Below are 15,217 nucleotides of genomic sequence, written 5' to 3'. Positions count from 1 at the left end.
GTATTTAGGAGTTCATGATTCTTTGGATCTCTTTGGGATACGTTATCGCCGCGTTAAAGAGCAACTCTAAGGATACGGCCGTCTCTTCCTTGCCATCCCTTGCGGTGACGCCTATTGTCCCTTGCGGGGTAGGCTCGGAATAAAGAGCTTTCTCTTCCGGCAGGAGTGGTCCGAAATAAAGTTTCTCGCCGATCTCGTTCAACGTCTTATTCAATAGGATTTGCCTTTGGTCTAAGATCAATACCGTGTCGATCAAGCTTTCCAGATCCCTGACCTGATGCGTGGAGATAATAACCGTCTGATTGTCATCTATCAAAGAGGCTACCAGTCTGCGGAATGTCGCTTTCGAGGGAATGTCCAGCCCATTTGTTGGTTCATCCATTAGAAGCAGGGGCGTATGAGCGGCCAGCGCCAAGGTTATCGCCACCTTTTTCCGTTGTCCTTGAGACATTTTCGACAGGCGATCGGATAGATTGATCTCAAACGATTCTACGCAAGCCTTGCAGATATCGTCTCTAAATGTCGGATAAAAAGGCGCGTACATCTTTATATATTCTATGGCGGTGACCTCCGGCATGGAGATTTCCTCCGGCAATAAGAATATCTGTTGCAAGAAACGAGCGTTTCTCTCGGAAGGAATTTCCTCCAATACGAGGCAAGAGCCTTGATCCGGAAAGATCTGTCCGCTTAGAAGGTTTAGAAGCGTAGTCTTTCCTTCGCCGTTCTTTCCCAATAAGCCACAGATGTGTCCCGATCCAACCTCAAGATTGATACGATCAAGTACCTCTTTTTTGCGGCTATAGCTGAATGAGAGTTCTTTTAATGTAATCATATGTTTTGCTGCTTTAGTGTATTAGTTTAATAGTACACTGCAAATGTAGTGGAAGTTTTTGAATAAACAAGAGGGAAGGGTATTTTTTTCCTTTTATTTTTCAAGATGGCAGTACAAGGTGATTAAAGGGAATCTCTTAATGCTATTAGCCTCTTTTCCAAGAAGGATTAGCGGTTTGCTCTTGAAGCATTGCTAATTTTTCAGTTGGTGCATGATCATCTAACGGCTGTTGGAAGATCATGCACCAACTGTTAGATGATTATGCAACAGTTGTTGGATAATCTATACTTAAAGATGAAATCGCTAAGGATTCCCTGTTATCGGTCTAAAGGTAGGGGAGCGGGAAGCTAATGATTCTTGATGATTTTGCGGTTCTCTCGGGGAGAAAAAGGTACTCTACTTCTAAATTTATGTTGCAAAACAGTTAATTTTTTTATCGATGTGTGCGCTAAAACATATAAAAAAGCTTGCTAATTTGCAGAAAATCGCTATATAATTTGGTGGAAAGAAGTATTTGGTTTTATATTTGCACCCGTTAAAGACAAGTAAGTGTCTCTTTAGCGAAAGAAACATGCTTGTTTACGATCCTGAAAATCAGGAGTCGGGAGTTTGTCCCCCGGGAGATTCCCCCGATTAAGTTTAACGTAAAATTGAAAATATGAAGGTAAGAGCTTATGTTCTCATCGCATCGGTAGCGTTATTAGGAATGTCTGCCGGTTCGAAAAAGGCGAAACTTACCGAGGGTGTGAACCCCGGTGATCTAGCTCCGAGAATAGAGTTTTTGGGAAACGACGCTAAAGCCAGTTTCCACAACCAATTAGGACGTTATACATTGCTCAACTTTTGGGCGGCTTACGATGCGGAATCGCGGGCTCGTAACGTGCAATTGGCGAATGAGGTTAACAAGTTTGGTCCGGACAAAATCGCGATGTGTTCGATCTCTATGGATGAGAAAGAATCTATTTTTACCGAGACGGTAAAGATTGACAAGTTGGATCTGTCAACGCAATTTCACGAAGGACTGGGTAAAGAGTCAGAGTTGTACAAGAAGTATGATTTAAGAAAAGGTTTCAAGAACTTCTTGATTAACGACGAAGGAGTGATAATCGCCGCCAACGTCACCCCGGAAAAACTGACCGAGATTCTGAAAGCAATTTAATCAGTATTATTTAGCAAAGAGGGCTGTTCCACTTCAAGATGGGACAGCCTTTTTTTATCGATTCACGAGTTTTCGTTTCGAGAAGATGAAATAGCATGTATAGTCTGAGAAGGAAATGTACACTTTCTTTTTAAGTCCGTGTTTATTATTAACTCTTTTTGATTTATTAACCCTAATGGATAGGGTGATTGAGAAGGTCCTCTGTCTTTACTGTAAATGAACAACTAACATCCTATAAATAATGAGATCTATACTTTTCTTTATTTGTTTGATCTTTACCTTTGAGGGACAGGCGCAAAAGGTAGAAAAATCCCATATGTGGAAAGTAGAACTCTCCGGTGCCTTGAATAATAATTCAGCATGGGAGGTAGAGCCATCTGTTACTTATCTACCGATTCCTTATGTGGGAATTACTATGGGGTTGCTTTTCTGTAATACGATTGAGAAAGATAGTTATACGGGGTTTTCAAGAGATAATCAGTGGTTCTGGGATTCAGATGAGAGTAATCCGGGCTGTCATTTCTTTGCGTTACGTCCGGCCATCCAGTTAGTAACTCCCGCTTTTAAATTCGGGAAAGACAAGGATACGGGACTCTCTTTGGTCGTTTCACCCGGATTAACCATTCCTTTGCCTGTCAATCAAGAGTTTAATATAAGCTATGTTCCAAACACTCCCGGGGTATGGATACCTCAAAAATTCGATCATATAAAGAACAAGGGAGGTAAATCGTTATTTTATCATATTAAAAGTATGTTGAGCCTTGATATAGACCAGCGGTATATATTCTCTTTGGGGTATATATTCTCGAATTTTGATTTATATAGTGGAGGGCGAAACTTCGTTGTAGAGGGAAAAAGGCTTAGTATGCCCCGGATTCGTTTTATGCATTCGTTCTTTCTAAGTATTGGATATCGCTTTTAAATCGTTTCATACATTGTCTTTCTCGTTTAGCCCAAAAAGGGAGAGCTGTTTTAAGGCTCCCCCTTTTGCATAAGCTTATATATAATAATGTATAGGATTTATCGAATTGCTTCTACTTCTTCCGTACGCAAAGGGATCTTCTTTCCTAATAGACGAGCGCCGTTCTCGGTAATCAGATAGTCTTCCTCGTTACGTATGCCACTGAAATCTTTATATGTAAACAACTTCTCGTAATTGATGAATTCGGTGAACTTGTTCTGGCCTCTCCATAAATCCATTAATTCGGGGATGAAGTATACGCCCGGCTCGATGGTCAAGACAAAACCCGGTTCCAGCTTACGTCCCAAGCGCAATGACTTACGTCCGAATTCCGTACTCTTCGGTTGTCCGTCATAACCAACGTATACCTCTCCCAGATTCTCCATATCATGTACATCCAATCCCATCATGTGGCCTAAGCCACAAGGCATAAACATGGCGTGAGCACCGGCTTTTACGGCCTCCATCGGATCTCCTTTCACGAAACCAAGGTCCTTTAAACCCTCCATGATCACTTTACAAGACAACTCATATACATCCACGAAAGGAATACCCGGGCGCAAAGCCGCTACGGCAGCCTCATGGGCGGCTACTTGAATATCATAGATGTCTTTTTGACGGGTCGTGAATTTTGAGTCGGCCGGGATGGTGGATGACATATCTCCGGCATATCCCATCTCAGTCTCGGCACCGGCGTCCAATAACAGCATATCGCCGCTCTTAATCATATGACTATGATCATGGTTGTGCAAAGTCTGCCCATTGATCGTGGCGATGATAGGGAAGGAGAGCTGGTAATTGTTGGCGAAAGCTACTTCCGCAACGGCAGCCGCTACATCCGACTCCCGGATTCCCGGACGTACGGTACGCATGGCAGTCAGGTGCATATCGGCGGTTACGATACAGGCTTTCTCGATCTCGGCGATTTCTTCCTCGCTCTTATAATTCCGTTGGTTTACGACACCCATGATGAAAGGTACGGAAGGTTTCTCCGCACCGGGTACGATACCCAACCATTGGAATAACTTGATCTGGTGTTCCGCACGATACGTCGGCAGATAATGGATTGGCTGGCCTTTTTGCTGGGCATTCTTCAAGTATGTCTCGATCTCCTTGAAAGGACGGACCTCCTTGATACCTGCGGCCTCGCTCTTCTCTTTTAGGGTGGGCTGCGTACCCATCCATACAATCGCGTCTATAGTCAACTCATCGCCAAAGATGATCTCCTTATCGTTATCGATATCGATGATAGCGGATAACCCGGCGTATGGCAATCCGAAGAAATACAAGAAGGTAGAGTCTTGACGGAAGTGATACGTATTATCGGCGTAGTTCATCCCACTCTCGTCGTTTCCAAGGAATAGCAACAAACCGGAACCTATGGTTTGTTTCAGCTTAGCCCGGCGGGCCATATAAGTTTCTTTACTGAACATAAGGATTATTTTTTGTTAGTGTACCAAAGATAGTAATTAATGTAATATACTAGGCCGACATTCGAAATTATTTCTTACATTAGCCCATGTAAAATGTAACCTCTGGTACCTTATGAAGATTCAAAGAATTCAAGAACTTACCGATGCCTCCATCGTCTGTGGCTCAGAGAAACGGGAGAACGATGTGCAGTGCGCTTTTGCCAGCGATCTGATGAGTGACGTGCTTACGCTGGATTGTGGCGATGTGCTGTTGGTGACAGGACTTTGTAATTTGCAAACGATCCGTACCGCGGAGATGGCGGAAGTTTCTTATATACTTTTCGTGCGGGGGAAGAAAGTAACCCCGGATATGCTGGAGCTGGCTCGTGAGAACAATATGGTTCTTCTGGAGACAGATCATTCTATGTATCATACGGTCGGAGAGCTTTATAGCGCGGGGCTCCTTCCTATATATTAAGAAAGGAGGTCGTGAGATATGCTATTTAAGTTTGAGTTGGAGGGCGGTAATTTCTCGAAGGCGGGTTATGCGTCTAGCCAGATAAAGAAGGTCTTGAAGCAATTGGCTATCGATCCCCGGATCATTAAGCGGGTGGTCGTGGCGCTTTATGAGGCGGAGGTGAATATCGTGGCTCACGCTTGGAGAGGAACGGTTGTCGCTGAATTGGACGCTGATAAAATATCTTTGGAACTGAAGGATGAAGGGCCCGGAATCCCGGATATATCGCTAGCTATGCGTGAAGGGTATTCGACGGCATCCGAGGCCGTGCGTGAGATGGGATTTGGTGCCGGAATGGGACTTCCAAATATGAAGAAGAACGTAGATGAATTAACGATCGAGAGCCAAGTAGACGTAGGTACCACGGTACGTATGGTCACATGGTTTAATAAAGAAGGAGCGTAGACCATGGAGGAAGCTAATTTTTATCATGCCTTGAAGATTGACAATGACCGCTGTATAGGCTGTACGCATTGCATGAAAGAGTGCCCTACGGGAGCGATCCGTATCCGGGATGGTAAGGCTTTGATCCATAAGGATTGGTGCGTGGATTGCGGCGAGTGCTTGAAATCGTGCCCGACAGAGGCTATCTATGTGGAGCAGGATGACTTCCAGCGTATATTTGATTATAAATGCAGGGTAGCGTTGATGCCCACGGTATTTATCGGGCAGTTCTCAAAGTACACGACCGAGAAGGAAATTATCAGCGCCGTTATGGAACTGGGCTTTACCCATGTTTTCCAAGTAGAGTTTACCGCCGATATGATCCATAAGGAAATGGTACGGCAGATGGAAAACGCCGAGGAAAAACCGGTGATCAGTTCTTTTTGCCCCGCTATCGTCCGGTTGATACAAGTCCGTTTCCCTGCGCTGGTGGATAATATCTTATTGGTGAAAGCGCCGGTAAACGCCTCGGCCACTTATTATCATAAGATATTGGAAGGGCAAGGTGTTCCCTCGGAAGAGATCGGTATCTTTTATGTTACGCCTTGCGCGGCGAAAATCGCGGCGTTGAAGGGAGCGGAAGGTTATTCATCTACGATCAAAGGCGTGATAAATATGGATACCCTATATAATAAGGTATACCATATTCTTAAGAATCGCCCGAGAGGATACGAGCCGGAATGTGAGCTTCCTCCGCCATTAACGAAAAAAGAGATGCGATGGAGCCAGACAGGAGGGGAGGCCAAACATTTCTCCGGTCGTTGCCTCGCGATCGATGAGATCCATAATGTGATCGATTTCTTGGAACGAATGGAAACGACCAGCGAGGTACGTAACGTAGACTTTCTGGAACTGAGGGCTTGCGACCGTAGCTGTGCCGGAGGTGTATTAGCCGTAGCGAACCGTTTCCTCACGGCCGAGCGTATCATGAAGCGATCCATGAACCGGGATAAAGTACCGATGATATACGCCGCCGATAATTTCGAGGCTTTATCCTATTTGAGGCAGCATATTACGATCCGTCCGGTGCAACCGAATCCCAAACGGTTGTACGAAGGAACGATCGATGAGATGCTGAAGAAAATGGAGCAAGTGCGGAAATTGATGTGTTACCTACCGGGAATCGATTGTGGCGCTTGCGGTAGCCCGAACTGTCAAAGCTTGGCCGAGGATATCGTACGCCACGAGGCTCAATTCAGTGATTGCGTATTTATGCAACGTAATATGGAGAAGCACGGTAAACTAGACCAAGAGCATGCCTTCCGTATCGTTGAGAAGACATGGGGGAAAGATCGTTTAAATAAGGATTGTTATAAGAAAGGAGCTAAATATGAAGGTTTGTGATTTAGTGAAGATGTTGAATCTTACTGTATTTTGTGGAGAAGAGGGCCTTGATACAGAGATAACCGGGGGCTATACGAGCGATTTACTAAGTGATGTCATGGGACATATCGAGGAGGGTATGCTATGGATTACCATGCAAACGCATCAGAATATACTGGCCGTGGCTACTTTAAAAGACGTCTCCGCGGTATTGATCGTGAACGGAACCTCTCCGGATGATGAGACCTTACAAAAAGGTAGGGAAGAGGCTGTCCCTCTTTTAGGAACTACACGTTCCGCGTTCGAGGCTTCCGGTATGATTTACCGCTTATTACAGAATGAGAATGGATGAAACAGTATTTAGCTGATTTACATATCCATACTTGCCTGTCGCCATGCGGCAGTCTGGAAATGAGTCCATCGGAGATCGTGCGTCGTTCCTTAGCGAAAGGTTTGGATGCTATTGCCATTACGGACCATAATACGACCTTACAATGCCCGGAGATTCAATCCCTTGGCGAGAGATTCGGACTAAGGGTCTTTGCGGGCGTAGAAGTTACGACCCGTGAGGAAGCGCATTGTCTGGTTTATTTCCCGACCGATGAATCCCGTAAGCGATTCCAACGATATTTAGAAGAGCATCTCCCTCCAATTCCAAATGATCCGGAACGTTTTGGCGATCAAGTTTGGGTGAATGCGGAGAATGAGATTCTAGGAGAAGTACCCTATCTTTTGCTCTCCGCCTTGGATCAAAGCGTAAACCAAATAGCCGCTCAAGCACGTAAGGTGGATGCTCTATTTGTAGCCGCCCATGTAGAACGTCCGTCATTCAGCTTGATCAGTCAATTAGGTTTTATAGACCCCTGCTTATCTTTAGATGCTATTGAATATAATAATCAGCAAAGATACAGTAAGTTATTGTCTATTCACGGGTATTTGAAAGAGCAGACTCAATACTCAGCCTCGGATGCTCATTGCCCCGAACAAATAGGTACTCAGCCCTCCATTTGGCAAACGGAGGAATTAACCTTCGATGGCTTACGAAAGGCTTTTGATCAAAAAGACAATCACTTAATTTTCGCCTCTCATGGATAATCTCTCGTTTCATATCACGGATATAACCGCTAATAGTATCAGAGCAAAAGCTTCTGACATAGAGATAGATATACAGATAAAGGACACATCCATATGTATTCGTATCGCGGATAATGGCTGTGGTATGGATCCGGAAACAGTCTCTCTGATCCGTAATCCGTTTTATACGACTCGCACGACACGAAAAGTGGGTCTAGGCTTACCTTTCTTGATACAAAACGCGGAGCAAACAGGCGGGAATGTGGAAATATCTTCCATACAGGGAAAAGGTACGGTAGTTGTTGCTTGTTTTGTCTCATCTCATATTGATTGTCCACCTTGGGGAGATTTGGCGGGCACGATGGCTATGCTTATAGGCAGTAATCCGGACATAAACGTTCATTTCTCATATCATTCAGATCAGGTTTCATTTGATATCAGTACGCGAGAGCTTAAAGAAATCCTAGAGGACATGCCATTAAGTCATCCGAAAGTCATGCTTTATTTGAAGGAGTTAATAGCGAATCAAATAGTTGCGTCAAGTTGAATTAATCTTTTCATATAGGTGATCTGATCTTTTCACAGCTGTGATACGATCTTTTCACATCCATGAAACAAACGTTTCACAGCCGTGAAAAGATCTGTGTCTTTACTCAAAGCAGCTACAAGCTTTGCTTGAATGCACTAATTTATCCTTATCTTGCTATTAATTTTATAATTCCCATTATGTTTAATAGTATTATGAACGATCAAAAAATGACTACTCCGCGATACATGATACACAAATAAAAAACCGCCTAGTAACCTTATATTACTAGACGGTTCCATTTATTCTGAAAGAAGAAATTACTTATTCATCTCTGCTTCAATAGCATCGAATTTATCACCCATATTCAAGTTGTAGTAAATACCTCTTAAAGCGGTCATATATTCTCTTTCTTCTGGTTTCATTTGGTGAGCTTTCTCAAAGTAAGGAAGAGCTAGCTTAAAGAATTCCTTAGCTTTGCCTAATTCCTCTTGATATTGTTTTGCGTCGTTGATCATATTAGCCTCACCTTGCTTGTTTACACCTTGGTTGTAATATACACGACCTAAGTTAGAGAGAGATTCGATATAGTCAGGATTGATCGCCAATGCTTTCTTGAAATACTCTTCAGCTTTAGCGTAATCTTTCAAACCAGTCTCATAAACACGGCCCATTACATCGTAAAGCTGTGGATTGTTGGAATCCTTAGCGATAGCTGTGTTCAAATATTCAATAGCTTTCTCATTTCTATTAGAATAGATGTAATTGTTTATAAGGCTCATTAAGAAATACTGTTCCTCAGGGAATTTATTCAAACCTTCTTCCAAAGTCTTCTCTAAATTCACGGTATCTTTAGCTTGCTCATACTCATAGCATAAGTATTGATATACCTCGCTTGCTCTATAATCCGTATTTTTAGCACGCTCTAACGCTGCGATAGCTTTTTGAGAATCGCCAAGTTGGGTCGCTGCTACAGCGGCATAGAACTGAACTGTCATGAAGTTTGAATCTCTTTCAGCGACAGCCTCACCTTTAAACATTGGCATATCAGATATTTTCAGGTATTGCTCGAAGAAATCGTAAGCTTTGTTATAATCTTTCTGATCGAAATAGTAAGCACCACCATTGATGTAATATACGTGGTTTGCTCCTAGGATACCTTTGATATCTTTCGTGAACTTAGGTTTAACTTTTCCTTTTTCATTAGGAAGTTGATCTAACTCATATGCTTTCTCAAAGTATGGCAAAATACTACCCAATGCCTCGTACATAACAGGCTCGTCCGGTTGTTGGCCCAAGACTTGTTTAGTTCTTTCGTTGCTGAACTGTTGATCCTCGATAAAACCGGCAACATACCAAGTTTTAGCGTCATCCTTTGTTTCAGGGTTTTCCAAAGCTCCTTTAATAAGAGTTCTGGCTTCCGAGAAATCAGGAGTTGTCCCCTTAGCTATACTTTGAGCCTCATTTACAGCTTTTTTCTGTGCAAAAGAGACCGATGCTGCGACACATAGTGCCACTGTTAATAATACTCGTTTCATTGCGATAGTAATTTTGAGATTAATATTTCTATTTGTTTGAAATTATTCAGTTATTTCTTCGTTATCATTTTGTTCGTTATCCTCCTCTGATTCCGGTAGATCAACATCGGTACCTAGACTAGCTTGATTCTCACTCAACTCTCTTCCCTCATTCTCTTGTCTGGCTTCTTGTTCCGCTTTTTGCTCGGCAATCTCCTCTTCACTCTCAGACAATACTTTACATACAGAAGCGATTTCGTCGTTGCGCTTTTCTAGATTAATCAAACGAACACCTTGAGTAGCACGTCCTATTACGTTCAAATCGGCCACTTTCATACGGATAGCGATACCCGACTTATTGATAATCATTAAATCGTTCTCGTCCGTAACATTCTTGATGGCAACTAATTTACCGGTCTTCTCCGTGATATTAATGGTTTTTACGCCTTTACCGCCACGATTCGTTATACGATAATCCTCGATAGAGGAACGTTTTCCATATCCCTGCTCTGATACGACGAGTACGGTCTCTTTTTCCTTGTCCTTGATACAGATCATACCAACGACTTCATCGGTATTATCCTCGTCCAAAGTCATACCTTTCACTCCGGAAGCCGTACGGCCCATTACACGTACCGCGCTTTCATGGAAACGGATCGCCCGGCCATTACGGTTCGCTATGATCACCTCGTTGTTGCCATTCGTCATACATACTTGGATCAAGCCATCGTCTTCACGCAATGTAATAGCGTTCACACCGTTTTGACGAGGACGGGAATAGGCCTCCAACAAGGTCTTTTTGATCACACCTTTCTTCGTACAGAATAATAGGTAATGAGAATTAATGAATTCCGTATCGGTGGTTAATTTCTTAACACGTATAAAGGCTTGTACCTTATCATCCGGCTCGATATTCAGAAGATTCTGGATCGCACGTCCTTTAGCGTTCTTAGCTCCTTCCGGAATCTCGAATACCTTCAACCAATAACATTTACCTTTTGCCGTGAAGAATAATAAGGTCGCGTGCATGGATGCCGGATAGATATACTCAACGAAATCCTCGTCTCTAGTCTCGGAACCCTTCGCTCCTACACCACCACGGCCTTGCGCACGGAACTCACTTAACGGGGTACGTTTGATATATCCCATATGAGATACGGTAATGATCATCTCATCATCCGCATAGAAATCCTCCGGATTTAATTCCTCAGAGGCGTAAACGATATCCGTCTTACGTTCGTCGCCAAATTTATCCTTGATTTCCAATAATTCATCTTTGATAACCTTCATACAAAGGTCCTCATTCTCCAGAATCTCATTCAAATAAGCGATCAACTTCTCGATCTCCTCATATTCCGCACGCAATTTGTCTTGTTCCAGACCTGTCAACTGACGAAGTCTCATCTCGACAATAGCACGTGCTTGAAGCTCAGATAAAGAGAAACGTTCGATCAAACGCTCGATAGCCTCTTGCGGGCTCTTGGAAGACTTGATAATCGCGATTACCTCGTCTATATTATCGGAAGCGATGATCAAGCCTTCCAATATATGAGCTCTCTCTTCCGCTTTCCTCAATTCATATTTTGTACGCCGGATAACGACCTCATGACGGTGCTCAACAAACGCCTTGATTAAGTCTTTTAAGTTAAGCAACCTCGGACGGCCGTTCACCAAAGCGATATTATTAACGCTGAATGAGGATTGCAGAGCCGTAAGCTTATACAATTTATTCAGTACGACACTCGAGTTCGCGTCACGTTTCACGTCAACTACGATACGCATACCGCTACGGTCGGACTCGTCATTGACATTGGAAATGCCATCGATACGCTTCTCGTTTACTAGGTCAGCGATATACTTGATCAACTCAGCCTTATTTACCAAATAAGGAATCTCGGTAATAATAATCTTCTCATGATTATTCTCCACCTCAATCTCGGCTTTACCGCGAAGGATGATACGTCCCCTACCCGTCTCGAAAGCGTCTTTCACGCCTGCGTAGCCATAAATTGTAGCGCCTGTAGGGAAGTCCGGAGCCTTGATATATTGCATTAAGCCTTCTACCTCGATATCTCCCTTGGCATCGATATAAGCGATACAACCATCTAATACCTCGCTCAAGTTATGAGTCGGCATATTCGTAGCCATACCAACGGCGATACCCGATCCACCATTTACAAGTAAGTTAGGAACACGAGTCGGCAATACGGTCGGCTCCTTCAACGTATCATCGAAGTTAAGCTGGAAATCTACCGTGTCCTTATCGATATCCCGGAGCATTTCTTCGGCGAGTTTACTCAGTCGTGCCTCTGTATAACGCATAGCGGCAGGACTATCACCGTCCACTGAACCGAAGTTACCTTGTCCGTCTACTAACGGATAACGCATAGACCATGTCTGGGCCATACGAACCATGGCGAAATATACAGGCGAGTCGCCATGTGGATGATATTTACCTAAAACTTCACCAACTATTCTCGCAGATTTTTTATAAGGTTTGTCGGATGTGTTACCCAGTTCATTCATTCCAAATAAAATACGGCGGTGAACCGGCTTAAAGCCATCCCTAACATCAGGAAGAGCACGTGAAACAATGACAGACATTGAATAATCAATGTATGCCGATTTCATTTCCTCTTCGATGTTAATCTTAATAATTCTGTCTTGATCAACCATTTAGTTTTATATTAATTACACTCAATATCTCACCTCTGAAAAATTGCACTAAGGTAAGGTTTTTCCGTATACTACGAAAGAATTTGTCTTGAAATTTTGCGCCTCTGGGCTTTTCAAGGCTTATTAAGGAATAATGGCACGAAATTTGATGATAGTTGGAATAGATTATGTAACTTTGCGTAATCAGTACATATATAATATAGTATGAAAAATTATTCGAAAAGATTGATTGACGTGATTGAGTATAGCCGTGAAGAAGCGGCTAGGCTCCAGAATAGCTATATCGGGCCGGAACATTTGATGCTAGGCATCATTCGGGAAGGCGAAGGCGAGGCAATGCGTGTCTTGCGAGAGCTACATACCGATCCGATGGATATTAAACGCAAGATTGAGCAAGAAATAAAGAACACATTCGATTCTGAGGATTCTGTCCAGCATGAGATCGCTATAAGTAAGACTACAGAACGTGTCTTGCGTATGAGTATGCTGGAATCTCGTTTATTCAAGGAAGATGAGACCGATACGGAACATCTCCTATTGGCGATATTGAAAGAGGAGTTTAACGTAGCCGCCAAGGTGTTGAACGATGCGGGTATTACTTATCGTTCCGCATATAATATATTAGTAAGCGGAACCGGTTTGAATAATATGGAGGAATTCGACGAGATCAGCGACGGATATACGGATGATGACGAAGATGACGAGGACGAAGGTTTCTCCTCTCGTCGTGAGGCATCTCGCCCCTCTTCCGGTACTGGAGCGGGAGCCGCTCAACCGAAATCCCCTAATGATACACCTGTTCTGGATAACTTCGGAACGGATATGACACGTGCCGCCGCAGAAAACCGTCTAGACCCGATTGTGGGACGTGAGAAGGAGATCGAGCGTTTGGCCCAGATATTAAGCCGTAGGAAGAAAAATAATCCGGTATTGATTGGTGAGCCGGGTGTGGGTAAGTCGGCTATCGTAGAGGGATTGGCTTTACGCATTATTCAGCGTAAGGTTTCCCGGGTGTTATTCGATAAGCGTGTGATTAGCTTGGATATGGCTTCTATTGTCGCCGGTACGAAATACCGCGGACAATTCGAGGAACGTATTAAGGCTATCTTGAATGAGTTATCGAAGAACCCGAATATCATCCTCTTTATCGATGAGATTCATACGATTGTTGGCGCTGGTTCCGCTTCCGGATCTATGGATGCGGCGAATATGCTGAAACCTGCGTTGGCTCGTGGTGAGATTCAATGCATTGGCGCTACTACTTTGGATGAATATCGTAAGAATATCGAGAAAGACGGTGCGTTGGAACGTCGTTTCCAGAAAGTGATCGTTGATCCGACTACGGCGGAAGAAACTTTGCAGATCTTGCGTAATATCAAACCTCGTTATGAGGAGCACCATAATGTGATCTATACTGAAGATGCTTTACAAGCGTGTGTAAAATTGACAGAAAGATATATCAGTGACCGTAATTTCCCGGATAAGGCGATCGATGCTTTAGACGAGGCCGGTTCCCGTGTACATATATCTAATATCATTGTTCCGAAAAGTATCGAAGAGCTTGAGGCAAAGATCGAGGATACGAAGAATGAGAAATTAGCGGCCGTGAAATCTCAGAACTTTGAGTTAGCCGCAAGTTTCCGCGATAAGGAGCGTCAGTATTTATTGCAACTGGAGGCCGCGAAAGCTAAATGGGAACAAGAGCTTCAAGAACATCGGGAGACCGTTGATGAAGAGAAGGTCGCTGAAGTTGTTGCCATGATGTCTGGTGTGCCTGTTCAACGTATCGCTAAGGCAGAGAATGTCAAGCTTCTGGAAATGGCGGACGTATTGAAAAGTAAGGTGGTCGGGCAGGATGATGCTGTTCAAAAGATTGTAAAGGCAATTCAACGTAACCGTGTTGGCTTGAAAGATCCGAATAAGCCGATCGGAACTTTTATGTTCCTAGGACCGACGGGTGTAGGTAAAACTCACTTGGCCAAGAAGCTTGCTGAATATCTATTTGATTCGGCGGATTCTTTGGTACGTATCGATATGAGTGAATACTTGGAGAAATTCGCTGTTTCCCGTTTGATCGGAGCGCCTCCCGGATACGTTGGTTACGAGGAAGGTGGCCAGTTAACAGAGAAAGTACGTCGCAAGCCCTATTCAGTGGTCTTATTGGACGAGATCGAGAAGGCGCATCCGGATGTATTTAACTTGCTGCTGCAAGTCTTGGATGAAGGCCGTTTGACGGATAGTCTGGGTAGACGTATTGATTTCAAGAATACGATCTTGATCATGACTTCCAATATTGGTACCCGGCAATTGAAAGATTTCGGCCGTGGCGTTGGTTTCAATACCCAGATGGCTGGTGAGCCGGATAAGGATTTCTCCCGTAGCGTGATCCAGAAAGCGTTGAATAAAGCATTTGCTCCAGAGTTCTTGAACCGTGTGGATGATATCATTATGTTCGATCAGCTTGATAAAGCCGCTATTCATAAGATTATCGATATTGAGTTACAGGGTCTGTATCAGCGTGTATCAAATCTGGGCTATGAGTTGTCGATCACAGACGAGGCAAAAGATTTCATTGCGACAAAAGGCTACGATATCCAATTCGGTGCCCGTCCGTTGAAGCGTGCGATCCAGAAGTATCTGGAAGATGAGATGGCGGAGATGATTATCCGTGCCTCAGTAGGTGAAGGCGATACGATTATCGTAGACTTTGATAAGGAAGAGCAGAAAATCACGACTTCGATAAAAAAGAAAGATGCTGAATAAGTTTGTCTATGAA

Annotated in this window: 13 protein-coding genes; 9 read left to right on the top strand and 4 right to left on the bottom strand. The window is 43.6% G+C overall.

All coding sequences use genetic code 11. From position 1 onward, the window contains the following. Positions 1–4: 4 nt before the first annotated feature. Positions 5–832, bottom strand: coding sequence for an ATP-binding cassette domain-containing protein (locus DW033_RS02635; protein ID WP_009017461.1), 828 nt, complete (start codon positions 830–832; stop codon positions 5–7). Positions 833–1,490: 658 nt separating this feature from the next. Here DW033_RS02635 and DW033_RS02630 point away from each other — a divergent pair. Then, entirely contained in the window at positions 1,491–1,991 is a 501-nt protein-coding gene (locus DW033_RS02630) for a thioredoxin family protein (RefSeq protein ID WP_005856939.1), read from the top strand. Positions 1,992–2,232: 241 nt separating this feature from the next. Continuing rightward, positions 2,233–2,913 carry a hypothetical protein gene (locus tag DW033_RS02625; RefSeq protein WP_122382408.1) on the top strand — a complete coding sequence of 227 codons (681 nt, stop codon included), beginning with the start codon at positions 2,233–2,235 and terminating at the stop codon, positions 2,911–2,913. A gap of 98 nt (positions 2,914–3,011) precedes the next feature. Here DW033_RS02625 and DW033_RS02620 read toward each other — a convergent pair whose 3' ends face one another. Then, positions 3,012–4,385 (bottom strand): aminopeptidase P family protein, encoded by a 1,374-nt coding sequence (locus DW033_RS02620; RefSeq protein WP_005856943.1) that lies wholly within the window; start codon positions 4,383–4,385, stop codon positions 3,012–3,014. 112 nt (positions 4,386–4,497) lie between these two features. Between DW033_RS02620 and DW033_RS02615 the strand changes: the two genes are divergently transcribed. The 6 genes from DW033_RS02615 to DW033_RS02590 are packed head-to-tail and all read left to right on the top strand — an operon-like array spanning position 4,498 to position 8,269. Continuing rightward, positions 4,498–4,842 (top strand): hypothetical protein, encoded by a 345-nt coding sequence (locus DW033_RS02615; protein WP_005856945.1) that lies wholly within the window; start codon positions 4,498–4,500, stop codon positions 4,840–4,842. Positions 4,843–4,860: 18 nt separating this feature from the next. Next, positions 4,861–5,286, top strand: a complete 426-nt coding sequence (locus DW033_RS02610) for an ATP-binding protein (RefSeq protein WP_005856948.1) — start codon at positions 4,861–4,863, stop codon at positions 5,284–5,286. 3 nt (positions 5,287–5,289) lie between these two features. Beyond that, a complete protein-coding gene (locus DW033_RS02605; protein ID WP_022192653.1) occupies positions 5,290–6,669 on the top strand; it encodes a [Fe-Fe] hydrogenase large subunit C-terminal domain-containing protein in 1,380 nt (459 codons plus the stop codon). Then, positions 6,656–7,000 (top strand): DRTGG domain-containing protein, encoded by a 345-nt coding sequence (locus DW033_RS02600; RefSeq protein WP_022192654.1) that lies wholly within the window; start codon positions 6,656–6,658, stop codon positions 6,998–7,000. Before DW033_RS02605 ends, DW033_RS02600 begins: the two co-directional genes overlap by 14 nt. Beyond that, the gene (locus DW033_RS02595) at positions 6,997–7,743 is read left to right on the top strand and encodes a PHP domain-containing protein (protein WP_048927298.1); all 747 of its coding nucleotides are present in this window, start codon (positions 6,997–6,999) and stop codon (positions 7,741–7,743) included. The genes DW033_RS02600 and DW033_RS02595 overlap by 4 nt, the downstream gene beginning before the upstream one ends. Next, positions 7,736–8,269 carry an ATP-binding protein gene (locus DW033_RS02590; protein WP_122382407.1) on the top strand — a complete coding sequence of 178 codons (534 nt, stop codon included), beginning with the start codon at positions 7,736–7,738 and terminating at the stop codon, positions 8,267–8,269. Before DW033_RS02595 ends, DW033_RS02590 begins: the two co-directional genes overlap by 8 nt. A gap of 299 nt (positions 8,270–8,568) precedes the next feature. On the opposite strand, the gene DW033_RS02585 is transcribed toward DW033_RS02590, so the two are convergent. Beyond that, complete coding sequence (locus DW033_RS02585; protein ID WP_122382406.1) at positions 8,569–9,786, bottom strand: lipopolysaccharide assembly protein LapB; 1,218 nt, start codon at positions 9,784–9,786, stop codon at positions 8,569–8,571. A 42-nt stretch (positions 9,787–9,828) separates the two neighbouring features. Then, on the bottom strand, positions 9,829–12,441 hold the full coding sequence (gyrA, locus tag DW033_RS02580) for a DNA gyrase subunit A (protein WP_122382405.1): 2,613 nt from the start codon (positions 12,439–12,441) through the stop codon (positions 9,829–9,831). 204 nt (positions 12,442–12,645) lie between these two features. On the opposite strand from gyrA, the gene DW033_RS02575 reads away from it, so the two are divergent. Continuing rightward, complete coding sequence (locus DW033_RS02575) at positions 12,646–15,204, top strand: ATP-dependent Clp protease ATP-binding subunit (RefSeq protein ID WP_008779884.1); 2,559 nt, start codon at positions 12,646–12,648, stop codon at positions 15,202–15,204. Positions 15,205–15,217 lie beyond the last annotated feature (13 nt).

It is taken from the genome of Parabacteroides sp. AF39-10AC (assembly GCF_003635405.1).
In the GTDB taxonomy this organism is placed as follows: Bacteria; Bacteroidota; Bacteroidia; order Bacteroidales; family Tannerellaceae; genus Parabacteroides; species Parabacteroides distasonis.
The sequence above is the reverse complement of the archived record's forward strand: the minus strand, read 5'-3'. Positions and strand labels throughout refer to the sequence as shown.